Below are 22,251 nucleotides of genomic sequence, written 5' to 3' on the forward strand. Positions count from 1 at the left end.
CATCTCCTCCAACGTCTTATGTATGGTTTGCCTCATAGGCAGCCAGCAGACCCGCAGCCTTGGCGCATACCTCCCGGCGAAGAGCCTCGGGCTCAAGCACCTCCGCCTCCGTACCAAGCGCGTAAAAAAGCTGCACGGCCCAATGCCACTCCGATACCGGCAGATGAAAATCCGCCAGCCACTCTTCGTTTCCGACAGCGCTGATTTTCTCTCCGACATGCTCATCCCGCTCCACCTGAAGCATTCCGCGGTAGGTCAGCTTCGCCCGGATATGGACCGTTTGCGGCTCCGACTTTCCTGAATTACGATCGCCATCGCCTTCACCAACTTCAGGCGGGTCTTCCGGACGAAGCTCCGTCATCCGGTCGATCCGGAAGATCCGCTGCTCCCCGTGGGTTTGCGAATAGGCATCGCAGTACCAAAACCCGTTGGCGGCGTAAATCCTCAGCGGATGGATCAGCAGCCTGCGGCGGTTGTTCATCGAATGGTAGAACACCGATACCCATTGATTGCTGGAGGCATAATCCAGCAGTTCGTTCAAGTACGGAACGGTATACTTACGCTTGGGCACCTCCACTTCCAGGCGATCCAGCATCGGATGGACCGTCTCCGCAGTTTCCCGGGGCAGAATGGCCTTGATTTTGTCCATTACGGTCCACCGCTCCGAATTGAATGGCGTGTCCGCGTAACGGGTCAGCCCTTCCAGCGCGAACAGCAGGCAGAGGGCTTCGCGGGAATTGAGCTGCAGCGGCGGCAGCTGATAGCCCTCCATCAGATAATAGCCGCCTTGGGGGCCGCTCACCGCGGCAAGCGGGATGCCCATTTCGGAGAGGGCCTGCATATCCCGCAAAATGGTCCTCCGCGACACTTCAAGCTTTGCGGCGAGCCCTGCGGCCGTCTGGTTTCCCTGCTGAAGCGCGATGAGTATCGCCATCAGGCGGTCCATACGGTTCATGTATTTCACCTCTTCACGCTGTAGAATCATTGTATCAGCCTATTGGTGACAACTTGGATGTCACTAATGTTTGGCCGAGTTTTCTTTTTTAACATAATGCAAAAGTTGTCGAATGACGCGGTATAGGACGCTGGCGGGACTTTCCCTTCAGCCCCGGCTCAGTTATAATGCATTGGGAAGAGCCATACAATAGCATAAAAGCGAGTCAAACGACTGGACAGGATATGAAAAGCCGCTGTGACCGACACGGCGGCTTCATCAGAACACGGACGCAAGGAGGAGAAAACCCGTCATGTCCAACTTTTTCAACAAAATCAAGCAGGGCGTTTCGGATGCCGGCAAGAAAGCGCAGAACACGGTTGAATCCACAACCCTGAAGTTTCAAGCGGCGGCGAAGGAAAAGGAAATCGAAAAAAATTATACGGAAATCGGCCGTATCGTCCATCAGTCCTTGGAGAAACCTGACGGCACGATCCCCAGCGCGGAGATCCAGAAATACCGGGAGGCCATTTTTGCCTTGGAAGAAGAAGTGGAAGAGCTACAGCGGAAAATCCAGCACCTGCAAAACCTGAAGGAATGCGGATGCGGCAAGATGCTTCCCGCGGACGCGACCTACTGCCCGTTCTGCGGACAGCAGTTCCATACGGTGGTCGTTCAGCCGGCAGCCGTTTCGAGCTCGATTCCCAAAAGCGCCTACTGCACCAAATGCGGAGAACCGGCCTCATTTTCGGATCATTTCTGCCGCAGCTGCGGTCATAAGCTTCATCACGAGTAATTTATCAGTAAATCAGAGAACGCCGTATCCCTCACTGCATCAGGGACACGGCGTTTGGTCGTTTATTCAAGAGCGGATCAGGAAGCCCGGCCGCGATGCTTAATTTCTTTTGAGCGCATACAGAAAGCTCGTCTCTTCCCACTTCTCGCCCGGGGTCAAGCCGAACAGTCCCATTTCCTCTGCGGGAATGTTTTTGATATTCGGAGCGTTGACGAGGTTGATCTGAGGCTCAGGGCAGAAAAATTTGCCGCCGGCGAACTGGTTCCAAACCATCCAGTGCTTATAGCTGTTACCTACGTCGTAAATCAGCACGTCCCCAGTGCGTGTATCCGTGAGCTCCATCCGGTTGCGTCCGTCCTGCGGTTCAGCCGTGTAATGGAAGTCCATTTCGGTGAAGTAAGGGAACACGCCTTCTCCTTTGAGCTGCTCCTCTTCCGGAGACAGCGGCTGGAAAGCACCTGTCGGCAGCATCCGGTCATCCAGCTCACGCCGCTGGCCGATCGTAATTTTAACCCGGTAATCCTTCGCTTCGCTTCCAGGCACGAACGGGGCATTGACCGCCGTATGGAACGCCAGCAGCACAGGCATTTTTTCCTTGCCGTCATTGGTGATGGTGACCTGCTGCCGCAGCCCTTCCCGGTTCAGGGAGTATCGCAGCGTAATCGTGAAATCAAAAGGCAGATACTTTTTATACAGATGCCCTTCTCCTACGCGCTGGGACACAACGACTGCGCTTTCATAATCGTCGCTGGTTATGTAATCCACGGTCCATGGGATCGTATGCATGTATCCGTGCAGCTGGTTGCCCGTGGCTTCTTCATTGATTGGGAATTGGTAGACTTTGCCCTCCCATTCGAATTTGCCGCCATCGTAACGGTTGGGCGGAAACAGTACCGGAATGCCGTAAACACCCGGATTCGCCTTGAAATCTTCCATTTCACCGGCTTCCGGTTCCCGCAAAAACTTGAAGTTTTGCTCGGTATCCCGGAACAAAATCAGATTGGCGCCGATCTCAGGCAGCACCGCCGCTTCGTATTTCCCATGCTTCAGCCAGATCGCCTTTTCCCCATTAAAATCGCCTTCAAATGCCGCAAATTGTGTCAACTTGTTCTCCTCCTGTTCATGATTAAAAGGAATGTTCTTCTAATATACCATTTGTGGCATTATACGAGAAGCACATCAATCCGGCTTGCCCCATGAATCAGCCGTTTCAGCATTCTTCGGCGTGCATATCTAGTCATGATTCCTTCTTCTGAGCGTCCTAGAATCATCTGGGTTGCATGAATTTGTTCGGCCTGCCCCAGCACTTTGGCCGGCAGTCCTTTCCACCCTTCTGTTTCAAGAATGCCGAAATGCCCTTGCAAGCTTTCGGTCAGCCCCTGCCATCGCCCAAGATCGCAATCCCGGCCTTCCATGCGGACGCAAGTCACGTGAAGCGCGGCCTTGAGGCGGTAAGCGATCCGGAATCCGCGCCGGATGAGGCGCTCGGCAGAGGTCCCGGGGAGGATGCACACAAAGATCACCTCCTCCTTTCTCCAGGGTCCGCGAAGGGACATATTCCGCTGCCAGGACTCCAGCCGCTCGTCCACATCGTCGGCCAGTTCCCGGAGGGCCAGCTCCCTTAGCGCGATCAGGTTCCCCGTTCGGAAAAAGGAACCAAGCGCCTGATCGACCTTGTCCGCCGCATAAATTTTCCCTTCCCTCATCCGCTCCTGCAGCGATTGCGGCGTAACGTCAATCAGCTCCACCTCATCGGCCATTGACAGCAGCGTGTCCGGAACCGTCTCGGAGACCCGGATGCCGGCGATGCGCTCGACGGCATCGTTGAGGCTCTCCAGATGCTGAATATTCAAGGTTGTTATGACCGAAATTCCGTTCTCCAGCAGAAGCAAAATATCTTCATACCGTTTGCGGAAACGGCTGCCTGGCATGTTGGTATGAGGCAGCTCATCGACGAGCACGAGCTCCGGACTTCTTGCCAGCAGCGCCTCTGTATCCATTTCGTACAGCGTAGTGCCTTTATAGGAAATCTCCTTCGGTGGAATAACAGGCAAACTGCCGACCTGCGCCGCCGTCTCCGCGCGCCCATGCGTCTCGAGCCACCCGATAACCACACCCGTTCCCTTGGCCAATATGTCATTCCCCTCGCGAAGCATGGTGTACGTTTTGCCTACGCCGGGGGCCGCGCCGATATAAATTTTGAACCGGCCGCGCTCGATCCGCTTCACTTTCTCGTTCATTTCCTCACGGCTGAGCCGGTGATACCCCTTCCCCTGCTTGTTTTGCGTTCGGCGGGCCGGCAGAATCCGCGGTTCCCCTTGCGCCGTGCGGTCGGCTACCCAGAACACGTCGATGCCATGCGCATGCTTCAGAATGCCGTTCGTCACTGAACCCTGCCACAGCTCCTGCCAGGGGCTTTTCCGGGAATGCCCCAGCACGATACGGGTCACTTTTCTATCAAAAGCATATCGGATCAGCGACTTGGCAAACCGTCTTGGAGCCGACAAAGGCAGCTCCTCCAGCTTGGCGTCCGTCTTGTCCGCCATTTTGTGCAAAGAACGCTTAAATGCCTCTTGCTCGCGTGACAGTGACGGCTTGGGCTGCATAAAGACTACGACGAGCAGTTCGCCGTTCAGGCGCTTTGCGATTTGCTGTCCGCGCCGTACATAGATCGAACCGTTCCAATGGTATTGCGCCGCCACCAGGATACGCTCCGAGGCACCGGAGGGACCGCTGATGCCCTCGTGCTCGCGGAACTTCTCCAGCGACTGATTCACATCATCGGCCATCAAGCGCAGCGCAAGCTCCCGAAGGAGGGCCAAATCCTTGCGGGTAAATGACGCCCCGTCCCGGCTGCTCTGCAGATGGCCTTCGTTCAACCGGGAGATGAGCGTTTCCGGAGAAACGTCGATCAGCCGAACCTCGTCGGCCATACCCAGCGTCGTTAGCGGAACGGTTTCCCTGACCTCTACTCCGGTCCATTTGCGGGCAAGTTCATGAATGCCTTCAATTTCATACACATTGACGGTCGTGATGACGCTGATGCCGTGATTCAGCAGAAACTGGATATCTTCCAGCCGGGTTCGATGCTCGGCGTCCTTGCGGTTTCGATGAGCGAATCCGTCCACAAGCACAACTTCGGGATTTCGGCTTACAATGCCCGGCAGATTCAGATCCTTGTATTCCGTTTCTCCTTCATTCCAGTGGATGCTGGGCACCCTCTCCAGGTCGGCGAGCTGCTTTTTCGTTTCCGTACGCTGCAGCGTGGACACCGCGCATATGACGACGTCAATCCCCTGGGACTTCAGGGTTTGACCCTCGCGGAGCATATGATAGGTTTTCCCGGAACCGGTCACCGCCCCGATAATGATTTTGAGCCGCCCCCGCCGCAGTCTATGGATTTCTTCGAGAATTTCTTCCGGCGATTTGCGTCTGTAATCCCCCATGGCTCAAGCCCCTTCTGCACATTGTTGATATGTGGTGAATCTTACCTGTTCACAGCCATCTTTGTAAAATCGTTCACCGCCCTTTTTGGATCACCCTGTATTGGTATTGCCCGATCTAGCGTCTTTTTCGGAAGAAAATGCGGCTATTTAAGCCTGATTCCCCCTGTCTCTTCCGTATCCGTTTCACATGAAAGAATAGGCTAAACTGGACATATCATGTAAAATGGGAAAGATGAGATAAAACAGACGAGAGACGGGCGAATGGGAAAGAGGGGAAAACCATGCCGAACATGATCCGGCTTCTTGTGTCTACGGATTACAACGATCTCAGCCGGGATTTACAGGAAGAAATCTATTATGAGTACTATGATTATGCCTACGGCATGATCATGTATATCGTGAAAAACCATTCCGTGGTGGAAGATATTATCCAGGATGCTTTCATTAAGATCATCAAAAGCAAACCCGTGTTTGAAAATGAAGCCAAGCTGAAAGCCTGGCTCAAAGTCGTGACGCGCAACACGACCATAAATTATTTACGAAAAAATAAAAAGTACCGTAACCAAGTCGATGTCGAAGGTGTCTTTATGTATAAAGAAGAGATTGCGCAGCCGACGGTGTCAATCGAAAATACGGTAGAAACGAAGTTCATGGAAGAATCGATTGTCCAGTATTTAAGGGAATTGAAACCGGAATACCGGGTTCTGGTCGAGTATCGCTGGCGAAAGGGCCTGTCATACCGGGAAATCGCCGATCTGCTTGAAGTTACCGAGGATGCCGTCAAACAACGTCTGTACCGGGCACGCGAAAGTATCAAGAAAATGCTCTTTAAGGAGTGGGGGGTAAAGGATGAAAAGCGAAAAATTTGAAGATTGGTTCGATTCCGCCTTCGAGAAGGCAGCCTCTTCAACTTCCTTGACGTCCGAAGATAGCAAGAAGGCATCTTGGAACAAGGTTCAAGCCCGGCTGAACGAAGTGAACCGTTCCCGCAGACGTAATCGGCACCTTCAGCTTGGCGGTGTGGTGGCCGCATCTTTCGTGGCCGGAGCGGTCATTTTCAGTTCCACAGCCGTGACGAAGGCCATTTCTCCGTTGATCGACTCCATTGTTGACTGGGGAGACGGCGTTAAGAATGTGGCTTTTCTCCAAGACGATCAGTCTGATACGGGAGGGATCGCGAAAACCCCTCCACCGCCAAATTATATGGACGGAGAGAAGGAACCGCCGCCATGGGATGGGAAAATCATTTCTTCGGAACAGGGTGTCCCAACAACGCGCCCGCTCAGTGAAGTGCAGAAAGAATTGAGCTTTACCATTCCGGATTTTAGCGGCCGAATTCCGGAGCGTTATCATTTCAAGCAATCCACCGTCATAGCAAAAGATCTCGAAACAAAGAAGTATAACGAAATTACTATGCTTTATACCGGACCAAAGGAAGATGATAATCTGTTCATTACCGTGAGCCGAATTCTCCCGAATTCCAGCACAGGTTATTTCACGAACGGAGAACCTGTCAAGATCAAGCTCAAGAACGGTTATGAAGCCTATTATACCGAAAGCAACATGAATTCGCTGATCATGAAATATAATAAAGTGCAGCTGTACATCATAACCACGGCGAGTAAAGAGGAAATTCTCAACCTGGTCGAGCCGCTTCCCTAATGAATGATTTGTTGGCATATCCCTATTCAGCGTGACCAGAAAGTGACCGCCCGCAGGCGGTCACTTTTATTTGTTATCCTATTTGGCCAACACTTGTGGGGAATACGAGGTGGTCTGTTCGAAAGCAGATCCTTGATATACGGTATGGTAGGCTTTGGCTCGGTAATAATATCCCGTGATCACCGTGCCGTTGTAATCCCCGGATATAGTGCTGTTTCCAGTGTCCAGGAACCGTCTAGTTTCCATATCGACCCATGCAGATCCAGTCCAGCGCTGCAGGGTTAGGTCGACACCAATCTTGTCAACGCTCTGTTTGGCGTAAGTGCTGGCCTTTAAAGCCACGGTTGTGCTATTGACGAGCGAGGCTGACGCATAGCAGTTGTTCAAGTATGTGAAAGACGCGAAGCTCGTGATGAAGTGTTCAGGAGGCGGAGGAGTGGTTAAGGCTCCCGGTTCTTTTACGGCGGCTGCGGAAATGTCCGCATCATCGGATCCGGCTGGTTCGGCACCCGCCCCGGTCGCGAGAAGCATACTGAGTACGGTAGTGGCGGCAATAATGGCTGGCAGTTTGTGGTTGATCCATTTCTTCGTCATGACTCTCACCTTTCCTTTAGGAAATATTGAATTTCACTACTATTAACGGCGGCCTCCTTTCAGAGGTTTCATCATTTTTTCATCATTTTCTTTGCTTTTTCTCACATTTTCATTAAATGCACTAAAAAACCCCCGTTTCGATCGAAACGGGGGTTTCCCTTCCCCTAACAAGGGGCAGTTACACTAGGTGACAGGCAACGAAGTGACCGCCGCCCGCATCGCGGAACTCCGGCACTTCTTCTTTACAGCGGGCCACCGCAAACGGGCAGCGCGTATGGAACTTGCAGCCCGAAGGCGGATTGGAAGGGCTCGGAATGTCGCCCTTCAGCACGATGCGCTCCCGCTTCAGCTTCGGAATCGGAACCGGCACGGCTGACAGCAGCGCCTTCGTATACGGATGCAGCGGATTTTTAAACAGCTCATCCCGGGTCGCAGTCTCGACCATGGAGCCCAGGTACATGACGCCGATCCGCGTACATAAATGCTCCACGACGCTGAGGTCGTGGGAAATGAACAAGTACGCAAGCCCGCGCGTTTCCTGCAGCTTGCGGAACAGGTTGATGATCTGCGCCTGAATGGATACATCCAGCGCCGAGACGGGCTCATCGGCAATAATGAGATCCGGATTAAGCACCAGTGCCCGGGCTATGCCGATCCGCTGCCGCTGACCGCCCGAAAATTCATGCGGGAACCGGTCGATATGGTAAGAGGACAATCCGCAGGATTGAAGCACTTCCAGCACCCGGTCGCGAATCTCCGCTTTTGGCACCAGGCCGTGATCCAGCAGCGCTTCGCCGATGGCGTCCCCGACGCGGATCCGCGGGTTCAGGGAACTGTACGGATCCTGAAAAATCAGCTGCATGCTCGGCCGAAGCTTGCGCAGTTCCTCGGGAGGGAGATCGTAAATATTGATACCCTTGAACTTGACCTCCCCTGACGTCTTCTCGATCAGGCGGATGGCCGTGCGGCCAACCGTGCTTTTGCCGCTGCCGGACTCCCCGACCAGCCCGAACGTTTCGCCCGGCCGGATCGTGATGCTGATATCGTCAACGGCCTTCACGTGACCGACGGTGCGGTTCAGCAGACCTTTCTGGATCGGAAAATACTTTTTCAAATGGCTGATTTCAAGCAATGCATCAGACATGAACAACCGCCTCCTCATACAGCCAGCAAGCGGCTTTTTGCTGATCCGCAACTTCTTTAAGCGCCGGCTGTTTCGTTCTGCAAATGTCCATGCAGTGCGCGCAGCGGTCATGGAAATAGCACGATTCGGTCAGATCCAGCGGATTCGGCACCTGCCCCGGGATCGAATACAGCTCATCCTGCCGCTGATTAATGATCGGCTTGGACTTGAGCAGCCCCTGCGTATACGGATGCTTCGGCGACTCGAACAGCTTCACCACTTCGCCTTCTTCCACGACTTTGCCGGCGTACATGACAACGACGTAATCCGCCATTTCGGCCACGACGCCCAGATCATGGGTGATCAGCATCATCGACATGTTCGACTTCTTTTTAAATTCGCGCAGCATATCCAGAATTTGAGCCTGGATGGTAACGTCCAGCGCCGTCGTCGGCTCATCGGCGATCAGAAGCTTCGGACCGCAGGAGATCGCAATCGCGATCATGATCCGCTGCAGCATACCGCCGCTCAATTCATGCGGATAGGAATCGGCGATTTGCCCCGCTCGCGAGATCCCCACCTGCTCGATCAGTTCGATCGCACGGGCGCGGGCCTCCTTCTTGCTCAGCTTCTGGTGCACCATAAGCGGCTCCATAATCTGCTGCCCAATTTTCAGAACCGGGTTCAGCGAAGACATCGGCTCCTGAAAGATCATGGAGATGTCATTCCCGCGGATCGTACGCAGCTCGTTTTTGCTGAGCTTCAGCAGGTCCCGGCCGTCAAACTCAATGCTTCCGCCAACCACTTTACCTCCCGGTTCCTCAATCAGACCCATGATGGACATGGCGGTAACGCTTTTACCGCAGCCCGACTCGCCGACGACGCATACCGTTTCGCCTTCCCGGACGCGCAGGCTGACGTCATTTACGGCTTTGATCACGTTTTTGTCGCTGAAGAAATGCGTGCGCAGATGGTCGATTTTAATGAGATCTTTCATAGAACGCTGTTCACCTACCTCTTCTGTTTGGGATCCAGCACATCCCGGAGTCCGTCTCCAAATATGTTAATAGCAATTACCGTGATAAAAATAGAGAATCCTGGAGGAATCCACAGCCATGGATGCTCCTGAAAATCGATCAAATTGTTCGCCGCGTCGATCATATTCCCCCAAGTCGGTGTCGGCGGCATGACGCCGAGGCCGAAGAAGCTCAGCACCGACTCGCTGAGGATCGATCCGCCAATGTTGAGTGTCGCAATGACGATCAGGAGCGGAACGATATTCGGCAGCAGGTGGTTGAACAGCTTGCGGCGGTCGCGCAGACCGAGCACCACGGCGGCCTGCATGAATTCGCGTTCGCGAAGGCTGAGCATCTGCCCCCGGACCATCCGGGCAAGCCCCGGCCAGTTGACGAGGCCAAGCATCAGCATGACGATATACATGCGGTAATTCGTCGGCACCTTCCACTCCGACAGCAGCGCGCCGAAAATAAACAGCAGCGGCAGTCCCGGAATGGTCAGAAGCAAATCGGCGATCCGCATAATGATTTGGTCCACAATCCCCCGGTAGTAGCCGGCGATCGCGCCGAGCAGCGCACCGATAAACACGGACAGGAACATGGAAGCCAGGCCTACCGTCAAGGAAATGCGGCCGGCCTGAAGCACCCGCGTAAGCACGTCACGCCCCAGGGCATCGGTCCCGAGCCAGTGCTTCATGCTTGGCGCTTTGTTCATCACATTCATATGAATCTTGTTGTCGGCATAAGGCGAAAATACGGGCCCAAGAAAACAAGCGATAAACATGATGACCACGACGACAAGTCCGAAAATCGCCAGCTTGTTACGCAACAGCCTCCGCATCGACTGTTTAAATAAGGAGGAAGACTTCGGCGTCGTTGTTGCAGCCGGAACGGCATCGGTCATTGGTGTACTGTTAATGGCCATAAGCGTCTCCCCTCCCTAATGCAGCCGCACGCGCGGATCGGCGATGTGATAGAGCACATCCGACAGCAGCGTGCCGATGACCGTCAGAATGGCCAGCAGCATCGTGAAGCCCATGAGCAGCGGATAGTCCCGCAGGCTGAAGGACTGCATGTACAGCTGGCCGATTCCCGGCCAGTTAAAGATTTTTTCAATAATAATCGATCCTCCGAACAGGGCCGGCAGTTCAAAGCCAACCAGGGTGATGGCCGGCAGCAGCGCATTGCGCAGAGCGTGTCTGAACAAAACTTTGTCTTCCTTCAGCCCTTTCGCCCGGGCCGTGCGGATATAATCCTGCTTGATGACGTCGATCATATTGCTGCGGAAATAGCGCGTCAGCGAGCCGACGCCGAGCAGCGTCATGACGATCACAGGCAGCGTCATATGATGGATGACTTCCTTAATATAAGCCCAGCCGGTCGCGTTGCTTCCCGTCGTTAACATCCCGCCCGGCGGCAGCCACTTGAGGTCGACGGCCAGAATCTTGATCAGGAACAAGCCGATGAAGAAGGAAGGGATCGACATGGCAGCGAAAATGGCCACCATCACGATCGTGTCGAACCACGAATACTGCTTATAAGCGGAAACGACCCCGATGATCACGGCGATGACCCAGGTCAAAAACGTGGATACGACCGCCAGCAGGAAAGAGTTCCAAATATACTGGTTAAACAGCTTCAGCACCGGCTGCTGCTGCGCCAGCGAGAAACCGAAATCTCCGTGAAATACGTTGTTCATCCATATGCCGTACCGTTCCAGCAGCGGCTTGCTCAGTCCGTAAATCTCCCTTAACTCCGCTTTACGTTCCGGGCTCAGCTTAATGTTGCTGCTGATGAAATCCCCCGGAGTCAGCGCGTAGAGGCTGAAGATCAAAAAGGATGCCGCAAACAGGATGACGATCATGTAAATGATACGCTTCGTCAAATAAGTGCCCATCATTCGCCTCCTAATTACATGGTCCCCCGCCGCAGAAGCGGCTGCTTCGCGGTCGGGGGACTCCATTGTGGGTCCTTCTGATTATTGTACCGGCTTCAGCGACCAGTCAGGCAAGCTGTTGGCAAGTCCGACGAACGGGCTGACCTTCAGGTTCTCGATGCGGCCGTTGTAACCGTACACCGTCTTCTTGTAGTTTGTGAAGATGACCGGCAGCTCATCGTTCAGCAGCTGGAACAGCTCTTTGTAGATGGCCTTGCGCTCTTCGATGTCGGAAGTCGCGAGCGCTTTGTCATAGAGCTCTTTCACCTTCGGATTGTCGTAGGCTTTGATCTCGCCGTCGATAAACTGCATGACGCCGTCCGACGGATCCTGCAGCAGCGGAGTCGAGAAGGATACGAGATCGTAATCCCCGCTCTCCACTTTGGACACGAGGGAGTTGAAGTCGGCGAACACTTCCGGCTGGAAGTCGACGCCGATCGCCTGGAAGTTCTCTTTAGCCACCGGAATAAAGATATCCGTCTGCTTGCTCTTCGAGCCCAGGTAGTGGATCGTCAGCTTCTTGCCGTCTTTCTCGCGGATGCCGCCTGCGCCCACTTTCCAGCCGGCTTCGTCCAGCAGCTGCTTGGCTTTTTCCGAATCAAATTTGTACGGGTTAATGCCGTCTTCGGTGTAAGCCCAGGAGATCGGCGGAGCCGGAATGTTGGCTACTGCACCGGCACCTTCGTTCGCGTCCACGTAGATGCTTTGACGGTCGAGGCCGTAAGCGATCGCTTGGCGTACCTTTTTATCCTTCAGCGCTTCGTGTTCCAGGTTGACCTGCAGGTAACCGTAGTTGCTGGCCGTGTAAGGCAAAATGTTGGTGAAGCCGAGGGACTTCAGCTTCTCGATATTTTCGGTTGTAGCTGGGAACGAAGTGTAGTCAATTTCTCCGGTCTCCAGGTACTGCCAAGCGTCGCCTTCGGACGTTTTATAAATGAAGTGCTCTGTTTTCGGCTTGCCTTTATAGTAGTTCTCGTTGGCGACAAAACGGACTTCCTGGCCTGGAATGAATTTTTCCAGCTTGTATGGGCCGTTGCCGACCGGCGTTTGATGCAGGTTTTTGATGTAGCTCAGGTCACCGAACTTATAATCCTTGCCGTAGTACGCCTTGGACAAAATGTTCGAGCCGAGCGTCACAAGCGCCGTTGCGTTCGGCTTATCCAGCGTGACGGAAATCGTCTGCGGATCGACCACCTTGATGCCGGAAATGCTCTTCGCCTTGCCATCCTTATAATCCTGCGCTCCCTGGATCGCGATCGTGCTCGGGATGATCGAATCGCCGTCATAGGACGGGTCGAACAGGATCGTCCACGTAAACGCGACATCGTCAGCAGTCATTGGTGAGCCGTCGCTGAATTTCAGATCCTTCCGCAGATGATATGTAATCGTCTTCTGATCTTCGGAAATGTCCCATTTCTCCGCAAGGTCAGGAACCGGCAATCCCTTATCATCCACTGTCACCAGCGAACCGAACAGCAGGGAGTTGACGTTGCCGTCATAACCGCTCTGGGTAAAATAAGGTGTGAACGCGCCGCTCGGGTCGGTCAGCGCCACGATAATTGTGTCCGTACGCTGCTTGGCCACATCGGGCAGTTTGGACAAGTCGGCTGCCGTATAAGCCTCGGTCAGTGCAGAGGTTCCTCCGGCATCGGAGGACGCCGCTGTATCTTTTGTACCCTGCTCCGTTTGAGCCGTACCGCTGGATGAACCCCCGTCATTACTATTGTTCGAGCATGCCGTAACCAGCATTGATCCGACGATCAACAGCGAAGTTAGCAAGTACACTCCTTTTTTCATCATCATAACCTCCCGTTTTTACTCACCATTCCGATGAATTAAGTATGATTTATATTTGTAGATGATATCGTTATTATAGAAACCATTTCGAGTTCTGTAAATAGAGAACTAAAAGTTTTTTTCTGAAAGTTTGTCATATGCGTTTTCTGTAAGGGAAACAGCCCGTTTCAACGTAAAGGAGATATCCCCAGTTTGTTCCCGTTTTGGCATGACTTCGGCCGTAAAAATATGCTAGGATAAGGTAAATCATAGATTCATTGACGACTGGCCAAAGGAGACTTCATTACAGTGACCATTAAACACGAAATATTCATTGAAAAAGAGCTGGATCTGGTATGGAGGGCTTGGACGGAAGAAGACCGCGTCAAGGCGTGGCTGGCTCCTGCAGCACGGATTGAACCATGGGAAGGCGGCAAATACGAGCTGTACCCTGACCCGAATGATCAGACACCAACCGGATGCAAACTGCTCAAATATGAGAAACCGCGGGTGCTGCAGTTTGAGTGGAAAGGACCTGAAATTTTTGCGGAGACGATGAATCTGGACGGGGATTTAACCAGGGTGCAGGTCAATTTCAAACAGCTGGAGGACCTTACCCGCCTCAGCGTGATGCATATCGGATGGAAAAATACGCCGCAAGGCATGGCTGCAAGGCAGTGGCATGTCCGTACGTGGCTTCAGCTGCTGGACGAGCTCAAAGCGGCAATAGAGTCCGAAGATCATATACTCAGCCGGCCGTAAATGGTTAACGTACAAATAGCCTGGTTCCGTAACATCTACGGCCAGGCTATTTTTTATATTTATATCTGCTCGCTTCTGTCTATACGACCCTGCTGCCGAATGACCCCTTCGTGTACTATGGTCCGGTCCCTCATGCTCTGCTGTTCCAATTGGTATCGAAGCTTCAGCCTTCTTCTATGTACCCGAGCAGCCGTTCCTGCATCTGATGGATGGCCCGTTTTCTCAGGCTGTATTCGGTCAGGTTCTCCCCTTCAAAATGGGCGTAGATCAACCCGGCGGTGCGCAGCTTCGAAATGTGGTCATGGGTAATGCCTTTGGACAGCTGGACATGACTGACGATTTCCGTAAACGTCCGCGGTCCTCCATGCAGAAAGCGCAAAATTTTAAGCCTGCTTTTCTCGCCGAGGCTGCGGATCATCCGCAGGTCATGGGTCGGAATATAATCATCGTCTCCCAAATAAATACGGGAATTATAATGGCAGTAAATTTTCCGTCCATAATGAGTCACCATGTTGACCGGTTGAAAATGGTACTGCGGAATGAGCACCAGCTCGTCCGCGCTGTCCACCGGTTTGAACAGCATTCCGTTGGTCGTCTCGTCGACAAAATCCGCCCGGTCCGCGTCCGTCAGCTGCTGCAGCCGCTCCTCTTTCTCCCGTTCCAGCGCCTGCAGAATGGCACGATCCACGTTCCGGAAGTACTGCTCGTTCCACTGCTCAAACATCGACCGCGTCCGGGCCAGGAAAACCTCCAGATCCTCGTCCGGAAACTCATTGCCGTTCGCAGTAAACAGCTGGACCAGGTCCTGAATCGTCAGTTTCTCCAGCCAGTCCAGGAATCCCTCGACGCCCCTGCCCTCCGGAACGAGGAGGCCCAGCAGGTAAGCAAAGCTCCACCAGTCGCCATTCACGAGCATCTCGTCCAGCATGGCGGCAAATTCCGGCTTGAGCTGTTTCTTGGTGGCCGTTGCCCACGAAGGGGACAGATCGATCTTTTTGTAGGACGCCCGGCAAATATAGGTATGAAGGCTGTTCATAAATTCATGTACGGGCTCGAATTTTATGTCAATGCGGTAATCCAATCCTCGGTTCCCCCTCTCAAATTAGTAATCATTATAACGTGAATGCTCCGTGATGTTCCACTCCTTTAACGAATCACCGTACGATAGTCCAAACGGCATTCGATCGAAATGCTGCCTTTTCAGCACAAAATGGAACTAAATATAAGGATTTCTTATCGATTTACTAAGAAAAATTGAAGACCAACCTGTGAATATAAAGAGCACAGCGCCGCAGCACTGTGCCCTTTAGAAAGCACCCGCCAATCCGCGGACTGCTCCCGTGAACTTCTCCCTATATGTTACAACTCTACGCGCCCGCTTCCTCGACCATGACCTCCGGCTTCAGGAGCTTAATCCTTGAAATGCGCTTATTATCCGTTTCTTCCACTATGAAAATGTGGCCGTCCAGTTCTGCCGACAGTCCTCGCTGCGGAGGAATCGCCTCGATGCGTGAGTACAGCCAGCCGCCGATCGTATCGTAATCGGATGTATCCAGCTCCAGACCAAAGCGTTCATTAATTTCTTCAATCAGCATCAATCCGTCAATCGAATATTCGTCGTCGCGGATTTTCTCGATTCCCGGACGCTCCTCGTCGAATTCGTCCTGAATTTCACCGACGATCTCTTCCATAATGTCTTCCAGGGTAACCAGCCCGGATGTGCCTCCATATTCGTCAATCAGGATGGCGATCTGGGTTTTGCCCCGCTGCATCAGTTTCAGCAATGCGCTGATCTGGATGGATTCGGGCACAGTCAGGATCGGACGTATTAAAGTATTGTATTCGAGCGTTGTGGAATGTAATAAGTCTTTAATGTGCAGGAAGCCGATGATATGGTCCTTATCTCCGTCACAGACAGGATACCGGGTCCGCATGCCTTCATAAGCGATCTCGAGATTCTCCTCCCGGGACAGCTGAGTATTCAGACAGATCATCTCCGTTCGGGGAATCATGATTTCCCGTCCGGTCGTTTCCGCAAATTCGAATATGTTATCAACCAGTGCCATTTCCGTATTGTCAATGAGTCCGTTTTTGTTGCTTTCTTTCATCAGAATGCGGATTTCTTCCTCCGTATGCGCCGACTCCGACTCGGAAGCCGGGGCGACACGGAACACCCGCAGCAGGCTGCCTGCCAATCCGTTCAATACCCAAATGAACGGGTACATTAATTTGTTGAAATAGATCATGATGGCCGACGACATGAGCACGACCGATTCCGCCTTGCGGATGGCCATCGTCTTCGGTGCCAGTTCTCCAAGCACAATATGGAGAATCGTAATAAGCAGGAATGCAATGACGACCGCAATGCCGTGTACAGCTGCTTCCCCAAACCCTAGCGAATGAAGCAAAGGTCTGAGAAGCGTCGCGACCGCCGGTTCGCCGAGCCATCCAAGCCCCAGCGAAGCGAGCGTAATGCCCAGCTGGCATGCGGACAAATACGCATCCAAATTGTTGACGATCTTGCGGGCATACACCGCGCCTCGTCGTCCTTCTTCCACCAAGGTCTCTACCCGGCTGCTCCGGACCTTGACCATGGCAAATTCAACCGATACAAAAAAACCGTTCAATAATACGAGTATAAAAACCCATATCAAACTCGGTAAGGGGTCTCCCAATCTGCTTCCTATTCACCGTCATCCTTGACCGGCAAATAGGTACACCTCCTTCGTAAGTTAAAATGGTGAACCACCGTTATCCACTGCTGCGAATAGGCCGTCAACTTCCCAATGGATTCATCTCCCTTCAAATAAACGAAATCTTTAGCTTAATCTATACACTATACTTAATTATATAATTATACACTACACAGTCAAACGGCAAGGTATGACTGCATCATTCAGGGACGGCCTGATATTTCAAGCAATCGAGCGGTTGCCAGGCTAAAAGAGCCGTCCCTTGTCAATTCAGACACCAGGGACGGCTTTTTCGTCATTTGCTATGGGTTTTATGGGCGAAATGCAGTTTAACGGGTTGTCGGCGGGTTGCCGATAACACCCGGATATTGATAGGTCAGCGGCTCGTCAAATGTGATGTAGTCCAGGTTGATCGTCAGCAAAATAATCCGTTTGCCTGTCGAACGTTCGCTGATGATGATGTGGTCACGGCCTGCCGCCTCGATGACGCCGGTGAATATTTTTGCATTCCACTGCGAGTTGTTTTCGTATGTCATGTAAAAGGTGCCCGTTTTGCCCAGATTCAGGCGAAGTATGTTCTCAACGTACGACTGCTCAAACTGCTGGGAAGGCGGTGCCTGGACGACAGCGCCGGTCTGTGTCATCGGGCTGCCGCTCGTCACCGGCGGCGGAACGGTTCCCAGAGTTCCGGGCTGTCCCATCATCCCCTGCTGACCCATCATCCCCTGCTGTCCCATCGGACCCATCATTCCGTGCTGGCCCATCGGCCCCATGCCGGAGACCCCGGGATAACCTCCTCCAGAATACGTAACAGGTCGGAACGGTTGCGGTATCATTGTGTTTTGCATCCTCCTTTATATATGGCAAATTGGAAAACCATGTCCCATGTGCTGCTTGAAGGTCTATCCATAGACTCGTGGGCAATCCGCGGCGGATGGGCTGAAGAAGCAGTGGGATTTAAAACGTCCGGTTTGTTGCTGGTTGAACCAGGTCGGCGGGCATTCTCCCGTCGGACGGAAGAACCACAGTGCATTGGATGCCGGCCAGGTTCTCTCGCCATTAATCGACCGCCTTGCGAGCCTGATGTCGGCGTCTCTCGCTCTTTGATAGAAGTACCCTTTTTGCGTGGACTCAAACCCGCCGGGACTTTGAAACACCATATCCCGAATACTGCGGATATTGTTGAAATCCAGGCAGTTCCCGAGCACCCGGTTCACCCCGACGTTGCCGACCATCAACATGCCCAGGTCTCCTTCGGATTCCGCTTCCGCTCTCATAAGCCGTGCCAATAGCCTGGTTTGCTCCGAATTGGTTTTGATGACAGCCAAAGGTCCATCCTCCTTGCTTCGATGTTTTCCTCTACAGTGTATGTGCATCCGCCCAGTTGGTGACCAGAAAAATTGCGCTTCTTGTCCTATCCTGCGGCTCATTTACAAGCATTTGACAAAGTTGTCCGTTTATCGGAAAAGCTTTACATTCGTCTGATTTCCCGTTAACAACGCCTCTCTATACTGGGTAAGGAAAGTCCACATCCTTATAAAGTGAGGTCGAACCAGGCTGATGGAAAAAGACATGACGCTACCAAATCCTCCCCGATCCCGCGCCCGTGCAGGGGCTATCCCGCTGAAATCGCTGCGCGTTTCCCGCTGGAAAGAACGGCTGCTTGCCTATTGCTTCCTGGCTCCTTCCCTTATCGTTTTCGGCATCTTCCTGTTTTACCCCCTGGGTAAATCCGTCTACCTGAGCTTGTTTTTGACGGATCCACAGGGCCGGATTGCCGAATTCGTCGGAATCGACAATTTCACGGCGGTGCTCAGCTCGGACCAGTTCTATAACAGCCTGTGGGTATCCGTAAAATACATCCTGTTCACCGTGCCGACCGGCGCTGCGGCCGCCCTGCTGCTGGCCGCCTTGTCCCACCAGAAGCTTAGAGGCATGAAGATCTTCCGTTTTATCTTTTCGCTGCCGATGGCCGTCTCGGTTGGAACAGGCTCTGTTATCTGGATGATTCTGTACCACCCGACCCTCAGCATTCTGAATTACGGGCTCAGCTTTCTCGGCATTCCGGCGATCCAATGGTTGACCGATCCGAAGTGGGCCTTGCCTTCGATCGCGATTATGACCGTCTGGCTGAACCTCGGCTTTAACTACATCGTGCTGCTGAGCGGCCTGCAGGGCGTTCCAGACGACCTGTACGAAAGCGCCAAGATCGACGGCTCCGGATCGGTGCGAACGTTCTTCCGGATCTCGCTGCCGCTGATCTCTCCATCCCTTTTCTTCGTTGGGGTCGTGTCGATCATCAGCGCGTTCCAATCCTTTGCCCAAATCAACATTTTGACTAAAGGCGGCCCGATGAACAGCACGGACGTGCTCGTGTATAACATTTATCAGGATGCATTCATCAACTATCGCTTCGGCAGCGGCAGTGCGCAGGCACTGATCCTGTTCGTCTTGATCACGGCGCTGACGATCCTGCAGTTTAAATTCGGCGAAAAGAAGGTGCATTACCAATGACCCTTAGCAGAATCCAGCAGCCGCTGCTGTACCTTCTCCTGATCCTGGCGTCTCTGGCGACTTTGTTTCCGCTGCTGTACACGCTGTCGTCAGCCTTCATGAGCAGCGCTGAATCGGCGGCATACCCGCCCAGGCTGCTTCCTTCGGGACTGCATTTCGCCAACTTCGTTCAGGTGTTCCAGACCATTCCGGTGGCCCGGTTCATCGGCAACAGCTTCGTCGTCGCCACGGCCATCATGCTCGGCCAGCTGATTACGGCCAGCCTGGCGGCGTATGCCTTCGCGTTCTTGCGCTTTCCCGGCAAGGCGCTGCTGTTCTCCCTGTTTCTGTCGACGATGATGATTCCATGGGAAGTCACGATGATTCCCAATTATTTGACCGTACGCAGCTGGCATTGGGTCGATACGTATCAAGGCTTGATCGTTCCCTTTATCGCTTCGGCGTTCGGCACGTTCCTGCTCAGACAGTACTTTTTGCAGCTGCCGAAAGAACTGTTCGAGGCGGCAAAAATGGACGGCTGCGGCCATCTCCGCATCTTTTCCCGGTTGGTGCTGCCTTTGTCGGCGCCGGCCCTGGCGACCCTTGCCGTCTATTCCTTTCTGACGAATTGGAGCAATTATTTGTGGCCCCTGCTCATTACAAACAAGGAAAGCATGCGGACCGTACAGATCGGCATCGGCATGCTGCAGTTTGAGGAAGTCACCGCCTGGAACGTCGTCATGGCCGGCATCGTGGTGCTTCTGCTGCCGTCCCTCCTGCTCCTGATCATCGGTCTGAAGCCGTTGGTGCGGGGAATTACGGCAGGCGCGCTCAAAGGCTAGTGGCATGAGGAAAACGTCTATCGATGCACATTCAATCCGTTTACACTCAGAACCGGATCGTTGTTATAAGCCGGTTGGCGTTCCTGCCGGCTTATAATTTCCGATATCAATTAACGATTTCAAAAAGGGAGAGATTGTTGAAGATGAAACCATTTGGCAAGAAATCACTCGCCATGATGCTGCTGTCCTGCATGATGCTGATTACGGCGGCATGCGGAACATCCAGCGGCGGCCAAGCTTCCGGGGAAGATACGGCAAATGCCGCGGCTTCCGCTTCCGGCGGCAGCAGTCCTGTAAAGGTGGTCTGGTGGCATTCCATGAGCGGGGATGTGGGAAAAGCGGCACAGCAGCTGGTGGATGAATTTAACGCTTCTCATAAAGATATCGTCGTTCAGGCGGAATACCAGGGGACGTACGACGAGAGCCTGAACAAGCTCAAAGCTTCGCTCGGCTCGGACAGCGGTCCTTCCCTGATTCAGGTGTACGAGATCGGAAGCCGCTTCATGATCGACACCAAGGCGATTACACCTGTACAGCAGTTCATTGATGCGGACCAATTTGACATTTCCAGCCTCGAACCGAACATTTTGAACTATTACAAATTTGACGACAAGCTGTACTCCATGCCGTTTAACACGTCCAACCCGATTCTGTACTACAACAAAGACGCGTTCAAAGCAGCCGGGCTGGATCCTGAGAAGCCGCCGGCCACGTACGCCGAAGTGGCGGAAGCGGCGAAGAAGCTGACCAAGCAGGGACAAGCCGGCGGTTCCTTCGCGATCTACGGCTGGTTTATGGAGCAGCTGCTGGCCAATCAGGGCGCAGAGCTCCTGAACAACGGCAACGGCAGAACGAGTATGGCCACCGCCTCGCAGCTGAACAGTGACGCGGCCGTCAAGACGCTCGATTGGTGGAAACAAATGGTGGACGACAAGTCGCTTTTGAACCTCGGTCGCAAGACGGATGATACGTCCAAGGCCTTTGCCGCCGGCCAAATCGCCATGACGCTCGATTCCACGGCTTCGCTGCGCAGCATCGTTAAGGCTGCTGGTGACAAGTTTGAAGTCGGCACCGCCTTCCTGCCGAAGCCGGACGCCGCAACGAAAGGCGGAGTCATTGTCGGCGGGGCGAGCAACTGGATCCTGAACAATCGGCCGGAAGCCGAACAAAAAGCAGCCTGGGAGTTCATCAAATTCTTGGCCGAGCCGAAATCTCAAGCCGAATGGCATATCAATACCGGCTACTTCCCGATCACGACCAAAGCTTATGACGAACAGAACGTAAAAGACAACATGAAGGAGTACCCGCAGTTCCAGACGGCCGTAGATCAGCTGCACCAAACCGAACCAAGCCTCGCTACCCAAGGCGCGGTGATGGGGGTGTTTCCCGAAGCGCGCCAGCTGACGGAAACGGCGATCGAGGAAGTGCTTAACAACAAGAAAACATCCAAGCAGGCATTAGATGATGCCGCCAAGGAAATTACGAGCAAGATCGAGGAATATAACAAAACGGTTGGCCATTAAGGTCAACGAATAGCTTTAGCTGAACTCATTTGGTTGCACAGGCAGCACTTTTAGCTTCATCAAACAGGAAAAGCCGGAAGTTCTCCTCTCGAGAACTCCGGCTTTCGTTTTGTCTTTTGAAGGAATTAGTGTCCGCAAGCTGTTATAGGGAGATCGGCGGCATCGTCTTGCCTGTTTCCAAAAAAGTTTTGAGATTGCTGAGAATCGCCGGCCAGCCGTTGTTATACCCTTCAAAGGTGCGTTCTTCATCAACAAAGTCGCTTTCCAGCAAGTTCTCGTGCCGGAGGATCAGCTTCACGACCGAACCCATGGGCTGCAGCTCAAAGTTAACGACGCCCGGACTGTTCCGGGGCGTGTTGTCCCCTGTATAGGTCCAAGTAAAAGACAGCTGCCTGGGCGCATCGCAGACCAGCACCTCACCATAATCGGTCACCTCGCCGCCTCGCAAATAGTTCACGGCCGATCCGACTGTCCACTCGGATTCCACCCGTGTTCCGAAAAAGTATTTCTCGGTCAGGTCGCCATCCGTCAAGGCTTGCCAAAGGTTTTCGGGCGTCGCAGCAATATAGGTGACATAAACAAAGGAGCGCTTGTCCATTCGGTTCATTTCCTCCCTCTTCTCATGGATTTCGGAGCTTGTATCATCATAGACAGC

21 protein-coding genes are annotated in these 22,251 nt (G+C 53.2%); 7 read left to right on the top strand and 14 right to left on the bottom strand.

Translation table 11 applies throughout. From position 1 onward, the window contains the following. Nucleotides 1-16: 16 nt before the first annotated feature. Nucleotides 17-955 (bottom strand): helix-turn-helix transcriptional regulator, encoded by a 939-nt coding sequence (locus ABIE48_RS17815; RefSeq protein WP_192715407.1) that lies wholly within the window; start codon nucleotides 953-955, stop codon nucleotides 17-19. A 292-nt stretch (nucleotides 956-1,247) separates the two neighbouring features. On the opposite strand from ABIE48_RS17815, the gene ABIE48_RS17820 reads away from it, so the two are divergent. Further along, complete coding sequence (locus tag ABIE48_RS17820; RefSeq protein WP_192715408.1) at nucleotides 1,248-1,730, top strand: double zinc ribbon domain-containing protein; 483 nt, start codon at nucleotides 1,248-1,250, stop codon at nucleotides 1,728-1,730. 99 nt (nucleotides 1,731-1,829) lie between these two features. Here ABIE48_RS17820 and ABIE48_RS17825 read toward each other — a convergent pair whose 3' ends face one another. Next, on the bottom strand, nucleotides 1,830-2,834 hold the full coding sequence (locus ABIE48_RS17825; protein ID WP_192715409.1) for an aldose 1-epimerase: 1,005 nt from the start codon (nucleotides 2,832-2,834) through the stop codon (nucleotides 1,830-1,832). Nucleotides 2,835-2,893: 59 nt separating this feature from the next. Beyond that, on the bottom strand, nucleotides 2,894-5,176 hold the full coding sequence (locus ABIE48_RS17830) for a histidine kinase (protein ID WP_192715410.1): 2,283 nt from the start codon (nucleotides 5,174-5,176) through the stop codon (nucleotides 2,894-2,896). 281 nt (nucleotides 5,177-5,457) lie between these two features. Here ABIE48_RS17830 and ABIE48_RS17835 point away from each other — a divergent pair, with 281 nt between their 5' ends. Next, nucleotides 5,458-6,045 carry an RNA polymerase sigma factor gene (locus ABIE48_RS17835; RefSeq protein WP_192715411.1) on the top strand — a complete coding sequence of 196 codons (588 nt, stop codon included), beginning with the start codon at nucleotides 5,458-5,460 and terminating at the stop codon, nucleotides 6,043-6,045. Beyond that, entirely contained in the window at nucleotides 6,026-6,838 is an 813-nt protein-coding gene (locus ABIE48_RS17840; protein ID WP_192715412.1) for a DUF4367 domain-containing protein, read from the top strand. Before ABIE48_RS17835 ends, ABIE48_RS17840 begins: the two co-directional genes overlap by 20 nt. Nucleotides 6,839-6,916: 78 nt before the next feature. On the opposite strand, the gene ABIE48_RS17845 is transcribed toward ABIE48_RS17840, so the two are convergent. From ABIE48_RS17845 to ABIE48_RS17870, 6 genes are all read right to left on the bottom strand, one after another. Then, a complete protein-coding gene (locus tag ABIE48_RS17845; RefSeq protein WP_354519405.1) occupies nucleotides 6,917-7,432 on the bottom strand; it encodes a hypothetical protein in 516 nt (171 codons plus the stop codon). 178 nt (nucleotides 7,433-7,610) lie between these two features. Continuing rightward, nucleotides 7,611-8,576 (bottom strand): ABC transporter ATP-binding protein, encoded by a 966-nt coding sequence (locus ABIE48_RS17850; RefSeq protein ID WP_076171631.1) that lies wholly within the window; start codon nucleotides 8,574-8,576, stop codon nucleotides 7,611-7,613. After that, nucleotides 8,569-9,552 carry an ABC transporter ATP-binding protein gene (locus ABIE48_RS17855; RefSeq protein ID WP_192715414.1) on the bottom strand — a complete coding sequence of 328 codons (984 nt, stop codon included), beginning with the start codon at nucleotides 9,550-9,552 and terminating at the stop codon, nucleotides 8,569-8,571. The genes ABIE48_RS17850 and ABIE48_RS17855 overlap by 8 nt, the downstream gene beginning before the upstream one ends. A gap of 14 nt (nucleotides 9,553-9,566) precedes the next feature. Next, entirely contained in the window at nucleotides 9,567-10,475 is a 909-nt protein-coding gene (opp4C, locus tag ABIE48_RS17860; protein ID WP_397341697.1) for an oligopeptide ABC transporter permease, read from the bottom strand. 36 nt (nucleotides 10,476-10,511) lie between these two features. Next, the gene (locus ABIE48_RS17865; protein WP_076171622.1) at nucleotides 10,512-11,468 is read right to left on the bottom strand and encodes an ABC transporter permease; all 957 of its coding nucleotides are present in this window, start codon (nucleotides 11,466-11,468) and stop codon (nucleotides 10,512-10,514) included. 81 nt (nucleotides 11,469-11,549) lie between these two features. Continuing rightward, nucleotides 11,550-13,304, bottom strand: a complete 1,755-nt coding sequence (locus ABIE48_RS17870; protein ID WP_192715415.1) for an ABC transporter substrate-binding protein — start codon at nucleotides 13,302-13,304, stop codon at nucleotides 11,550-11,552. A gap of 288 nt (nucleotides 13,305-13,592) precedes the next feature. On the opposite strand from ABIE48_RS17870, the gene ABIE48_RS17875 reads away from it, so the two are divergent. After that, the gene (locus ABIE48_RS17875) at nucleotides 13,593-14,045 is read left to right on the top strand and encodes an SRPBCC family protein (RefSeq protein WP_192715416.1); all 453 of its coding nucleotides are present in this window, start codon (nucleotides 13,593-13,595) and stop codon (nucleotides 14,043-14,045) included. Between the two features lie 163 nt (nucleotides 14,046-14,208). Here the strand turns inward: ABIE48_RS17875 and ABIE48_RS17880 are convergent, their stop codons facing one another. The 4 genes from ABIE48_RS17880 to ABIE48_RS17895 all read right to left on the bottom strand — a co-directional run bounded on the left by ABIE48_RS17880 (nucleotide 14,209) and on the right by ABIE48_RS17895 (nucleotide 18,066). Continuing rightward, entirely contained in the window at nucleotides 14,209-15,126 is a 918-nt protein-coding gene (locus tag ABIE48_RS17880) for an ArsR/SmtB family transcription factor (protein ID WP_260869362.1), read from the bottom strand. Nucleotides 15,127-15,412: 286 nt separating this feature from the next. Further along, nucleotides 15,413-16,720, bottom strand: a complete 1,308-nt coding sequence (locus tag ABIE48_RS17885; RefSeq protein WP_145024457.1) for a hemolysin family protein — start codon at nucleotides 16,718-16,720, stop codon at nucleotides 15,413-15,415. Nucleotides 16,721-17,067: 347 nt separating this feature from the next. After that, complete coding sequence (gene gerQ, locus ABIE48_RS17890; protein WP_186325981.1) at nucleotides 17,068-17,574, bottom strand: spore coat protein GerQ; 507 nt, start codon at nucleotides 17,572-17,574, stop codon at nucleotides 17,068-17,070. Between the two features lie 66 nt (nucleotides 17,575-17,640). Further along, a complete protein-coding gene (locus ABIE48_RS17895) occupies nucleotides 17,641-18,066 on the bottom strand; it encodes a cell wall hydrolase (RefSeq protein WP_145024455.1) in 426 nt (141 codons plus the stop codon). A 244-nt stretch (nucleotides 18,067-18,310) separates the two neighbouring features. Here ABIE48_RS17895 and ABIE48_RS17900 point away from each other — a divergent pair, with 244 nt between their 5' ends. From ABIE48_RS17900 to ABIE48_RS17910, 3 genes are all read left to right on the top strand, one after another. Then, a complete protein-coding gene (locus tag ABIE48_RS17900; RefSeq protein WP_260869361.1) occupies nucleotides 18,311-19,252 on the top strand; it encodes a carbohydrate ABC transporter permease in 942 nt (313 codons plus the stop codon). After that, complete coding sequence (locus ABIE48_RS17905; protein WP_145024451.1) at nucleotides 19,249-20,073, top strand: carbohydrate ABC transporter permease; 825 nt, start codon at nucleotides 19,249-19,251, stop codon at nucleotides 20,071-20,073. The genes ABIE48_RS17900 and ABIE48_RS17905 overlap by 4 nt, the downstream gene beginning before the upstream one ends. Before the next feature lie 143 nt (nucleotides 20,074-20,216). Then, complete coding sequence (locus ABIE48_RS17910) at nucleotides 20,217-21,596, top strand: ABC transporter substrate-binding protein (protein ID WP_145024449.1); 1,380 nt, start codon at nucleotides 20,217-20,219, stop codon at nucleotides 21,594-21,596. A gap of 142 nt (nucleotides 21,597-21,738) precedes the next feature. Here the strand turns inward: ABIE48_RS17910 and ABIE48_RS17915 are convergent, their stop codons facing one another. Further along, nucleotides 21,739-22,203 carry an SRPBCC family protein gene (locus ABIE48_RS17915; protein ID WP_192715417.1) on the bottom strand — a complete coding sequence of 155 codons (465 nt, stop codon included), beginning with the start codon at nucleotides 22,201-22,203 and terminating at the stop codon, nucleotides 21,739-21,741. Between the last annotated feature and the right edge of the window lie 48 nt (nucleotides 22,204-22,251).

It is taken from the genome of Paenibacillus sp. OAE614 (assembly GCF_040546645.1).
Taxonomy (GTDB): Bacteria; Bacillota; Bacilli; order Paenibacillales; family Paenibacillaceae; genus Paenibacillus_AQ; species Paenibacillus_AQ favisporus.

Excerpts from the sequence above, each read along its gene's own strand:
- ABIE48_RS17845 (WP_354519405.1), bottom strand. The coding sequence starts at position 7,432 with ATGACGAAGAAATGGATCAACCACAAACTGCCAGCCATTATTGCCGCC.
- ABIE48_RS17850 (WP_076171631.1), bottom strand. The coding sequence starts at position 8,576 with ATGTCTGATGCATTGCTTGAAATCAGCCATTTGAAAAAGTATTTTCCG.
- ABIE48_RS17900 (WP_260869361.1), top strand. The coding sequence starts at position 18,311 with ATGACGCTACCAAATCCTCCCCGATCCCGCGCCCGTGCAGGGGCTATC.
- ABIE48_RS17835 (WP_192715411.1), top strand. The coding sequence starts at position 5,458 with ATGCCGAACATGATCCGGCTTCTTGTGTCTACGGATTACAACGATCTC.
- opp4C (WP_397341697.1), bottom strand. The coding sequence starts at position 10,475 with ATGACCGATGCCGTTCCGGCTGCAACAACGACGCCGAAGTCTTCCTCC.
- ABIE48_RS17855 (WP_192715414.1), bottom strand. The coding sequence starts at position 9,552 with ATGAAAGATCTCATTAAAATCGACCATCTGCGCACGCATTTCTTCAGC.
- ABIE48_RS17905 (WP_145024451.1), top strand. The coding sequence starts at position 19,249 with ATGACCCTTAGCAGAATCCAGCAGCCGCTGCTGTACCTTCTCCTGATC.
- ABIE48_RS17870 (WP_192715415.1), bottom strand. The coding sequence starts at position 13,304 with ATGAAAAAAGGAGTGTACTTGCTAACTTCGCTGTTGATCGTCGGATCA.
- ABIE48_RS17840 (WP_192715412.1), top strand. The coding sequence starts at position 6,026 with ATGAAAAGCGAAAAATTTGAAGATTGGTTCGATTCCGCCTTCGAGAAG.
- ABIE48_RS17815 (WP_192715407.1), bottom strand. The coding sequence starts at position 955 with ATGAACCGTATGGACCGCCTGATGGCGATACTCATCGCGCTTCAGCAG.
- ABIE48_RS17910 (WP_145024449.1), top strand. The coding sequence starts at position 20,217 with ATGAAACCATTTGGCAAGAAATCACTCGCCATGATGCTGCTGTCCTGC.
- ABIE48_RS17830 (WP_192715410.1), bottom strand. The coding sequence starts at position 5,176 with ATGGGGGATTACAGACGCAAATCGCCGGAAGAAATTCTCGAAGAAATC.
- gerQ (WP_186325981.1), bottom strand. The coding sequence starts at position 17,574 with ATGATACCGCAACCGTTCCGACCTGTTACGTATTCTGGAGGAGGTTAT.
- ABIE48_RS17865 (WP_076171622.1), bottom strand. The coding sequence starts at position 11,468 with ATGGGCACTTATTTGACGAAGCGTATCATTTACATGATCGTCATCCTG.
- ABIE48_RS17820 (WP_192715408.1), top strand. The coding sequence starts at position 1,248 with ATGTCCAACTTTTTCAACAAAATCAAGCAGGGCGTTTCGGATGCCGGC.
- ABIE48_RS17915 (WP_192715417.1), bottom strand. The coding sequence starts at position 22,203 with ATGAACCGAATGGACAAGCGCTCCTTTGTTTATGTCACCTATATTGCT.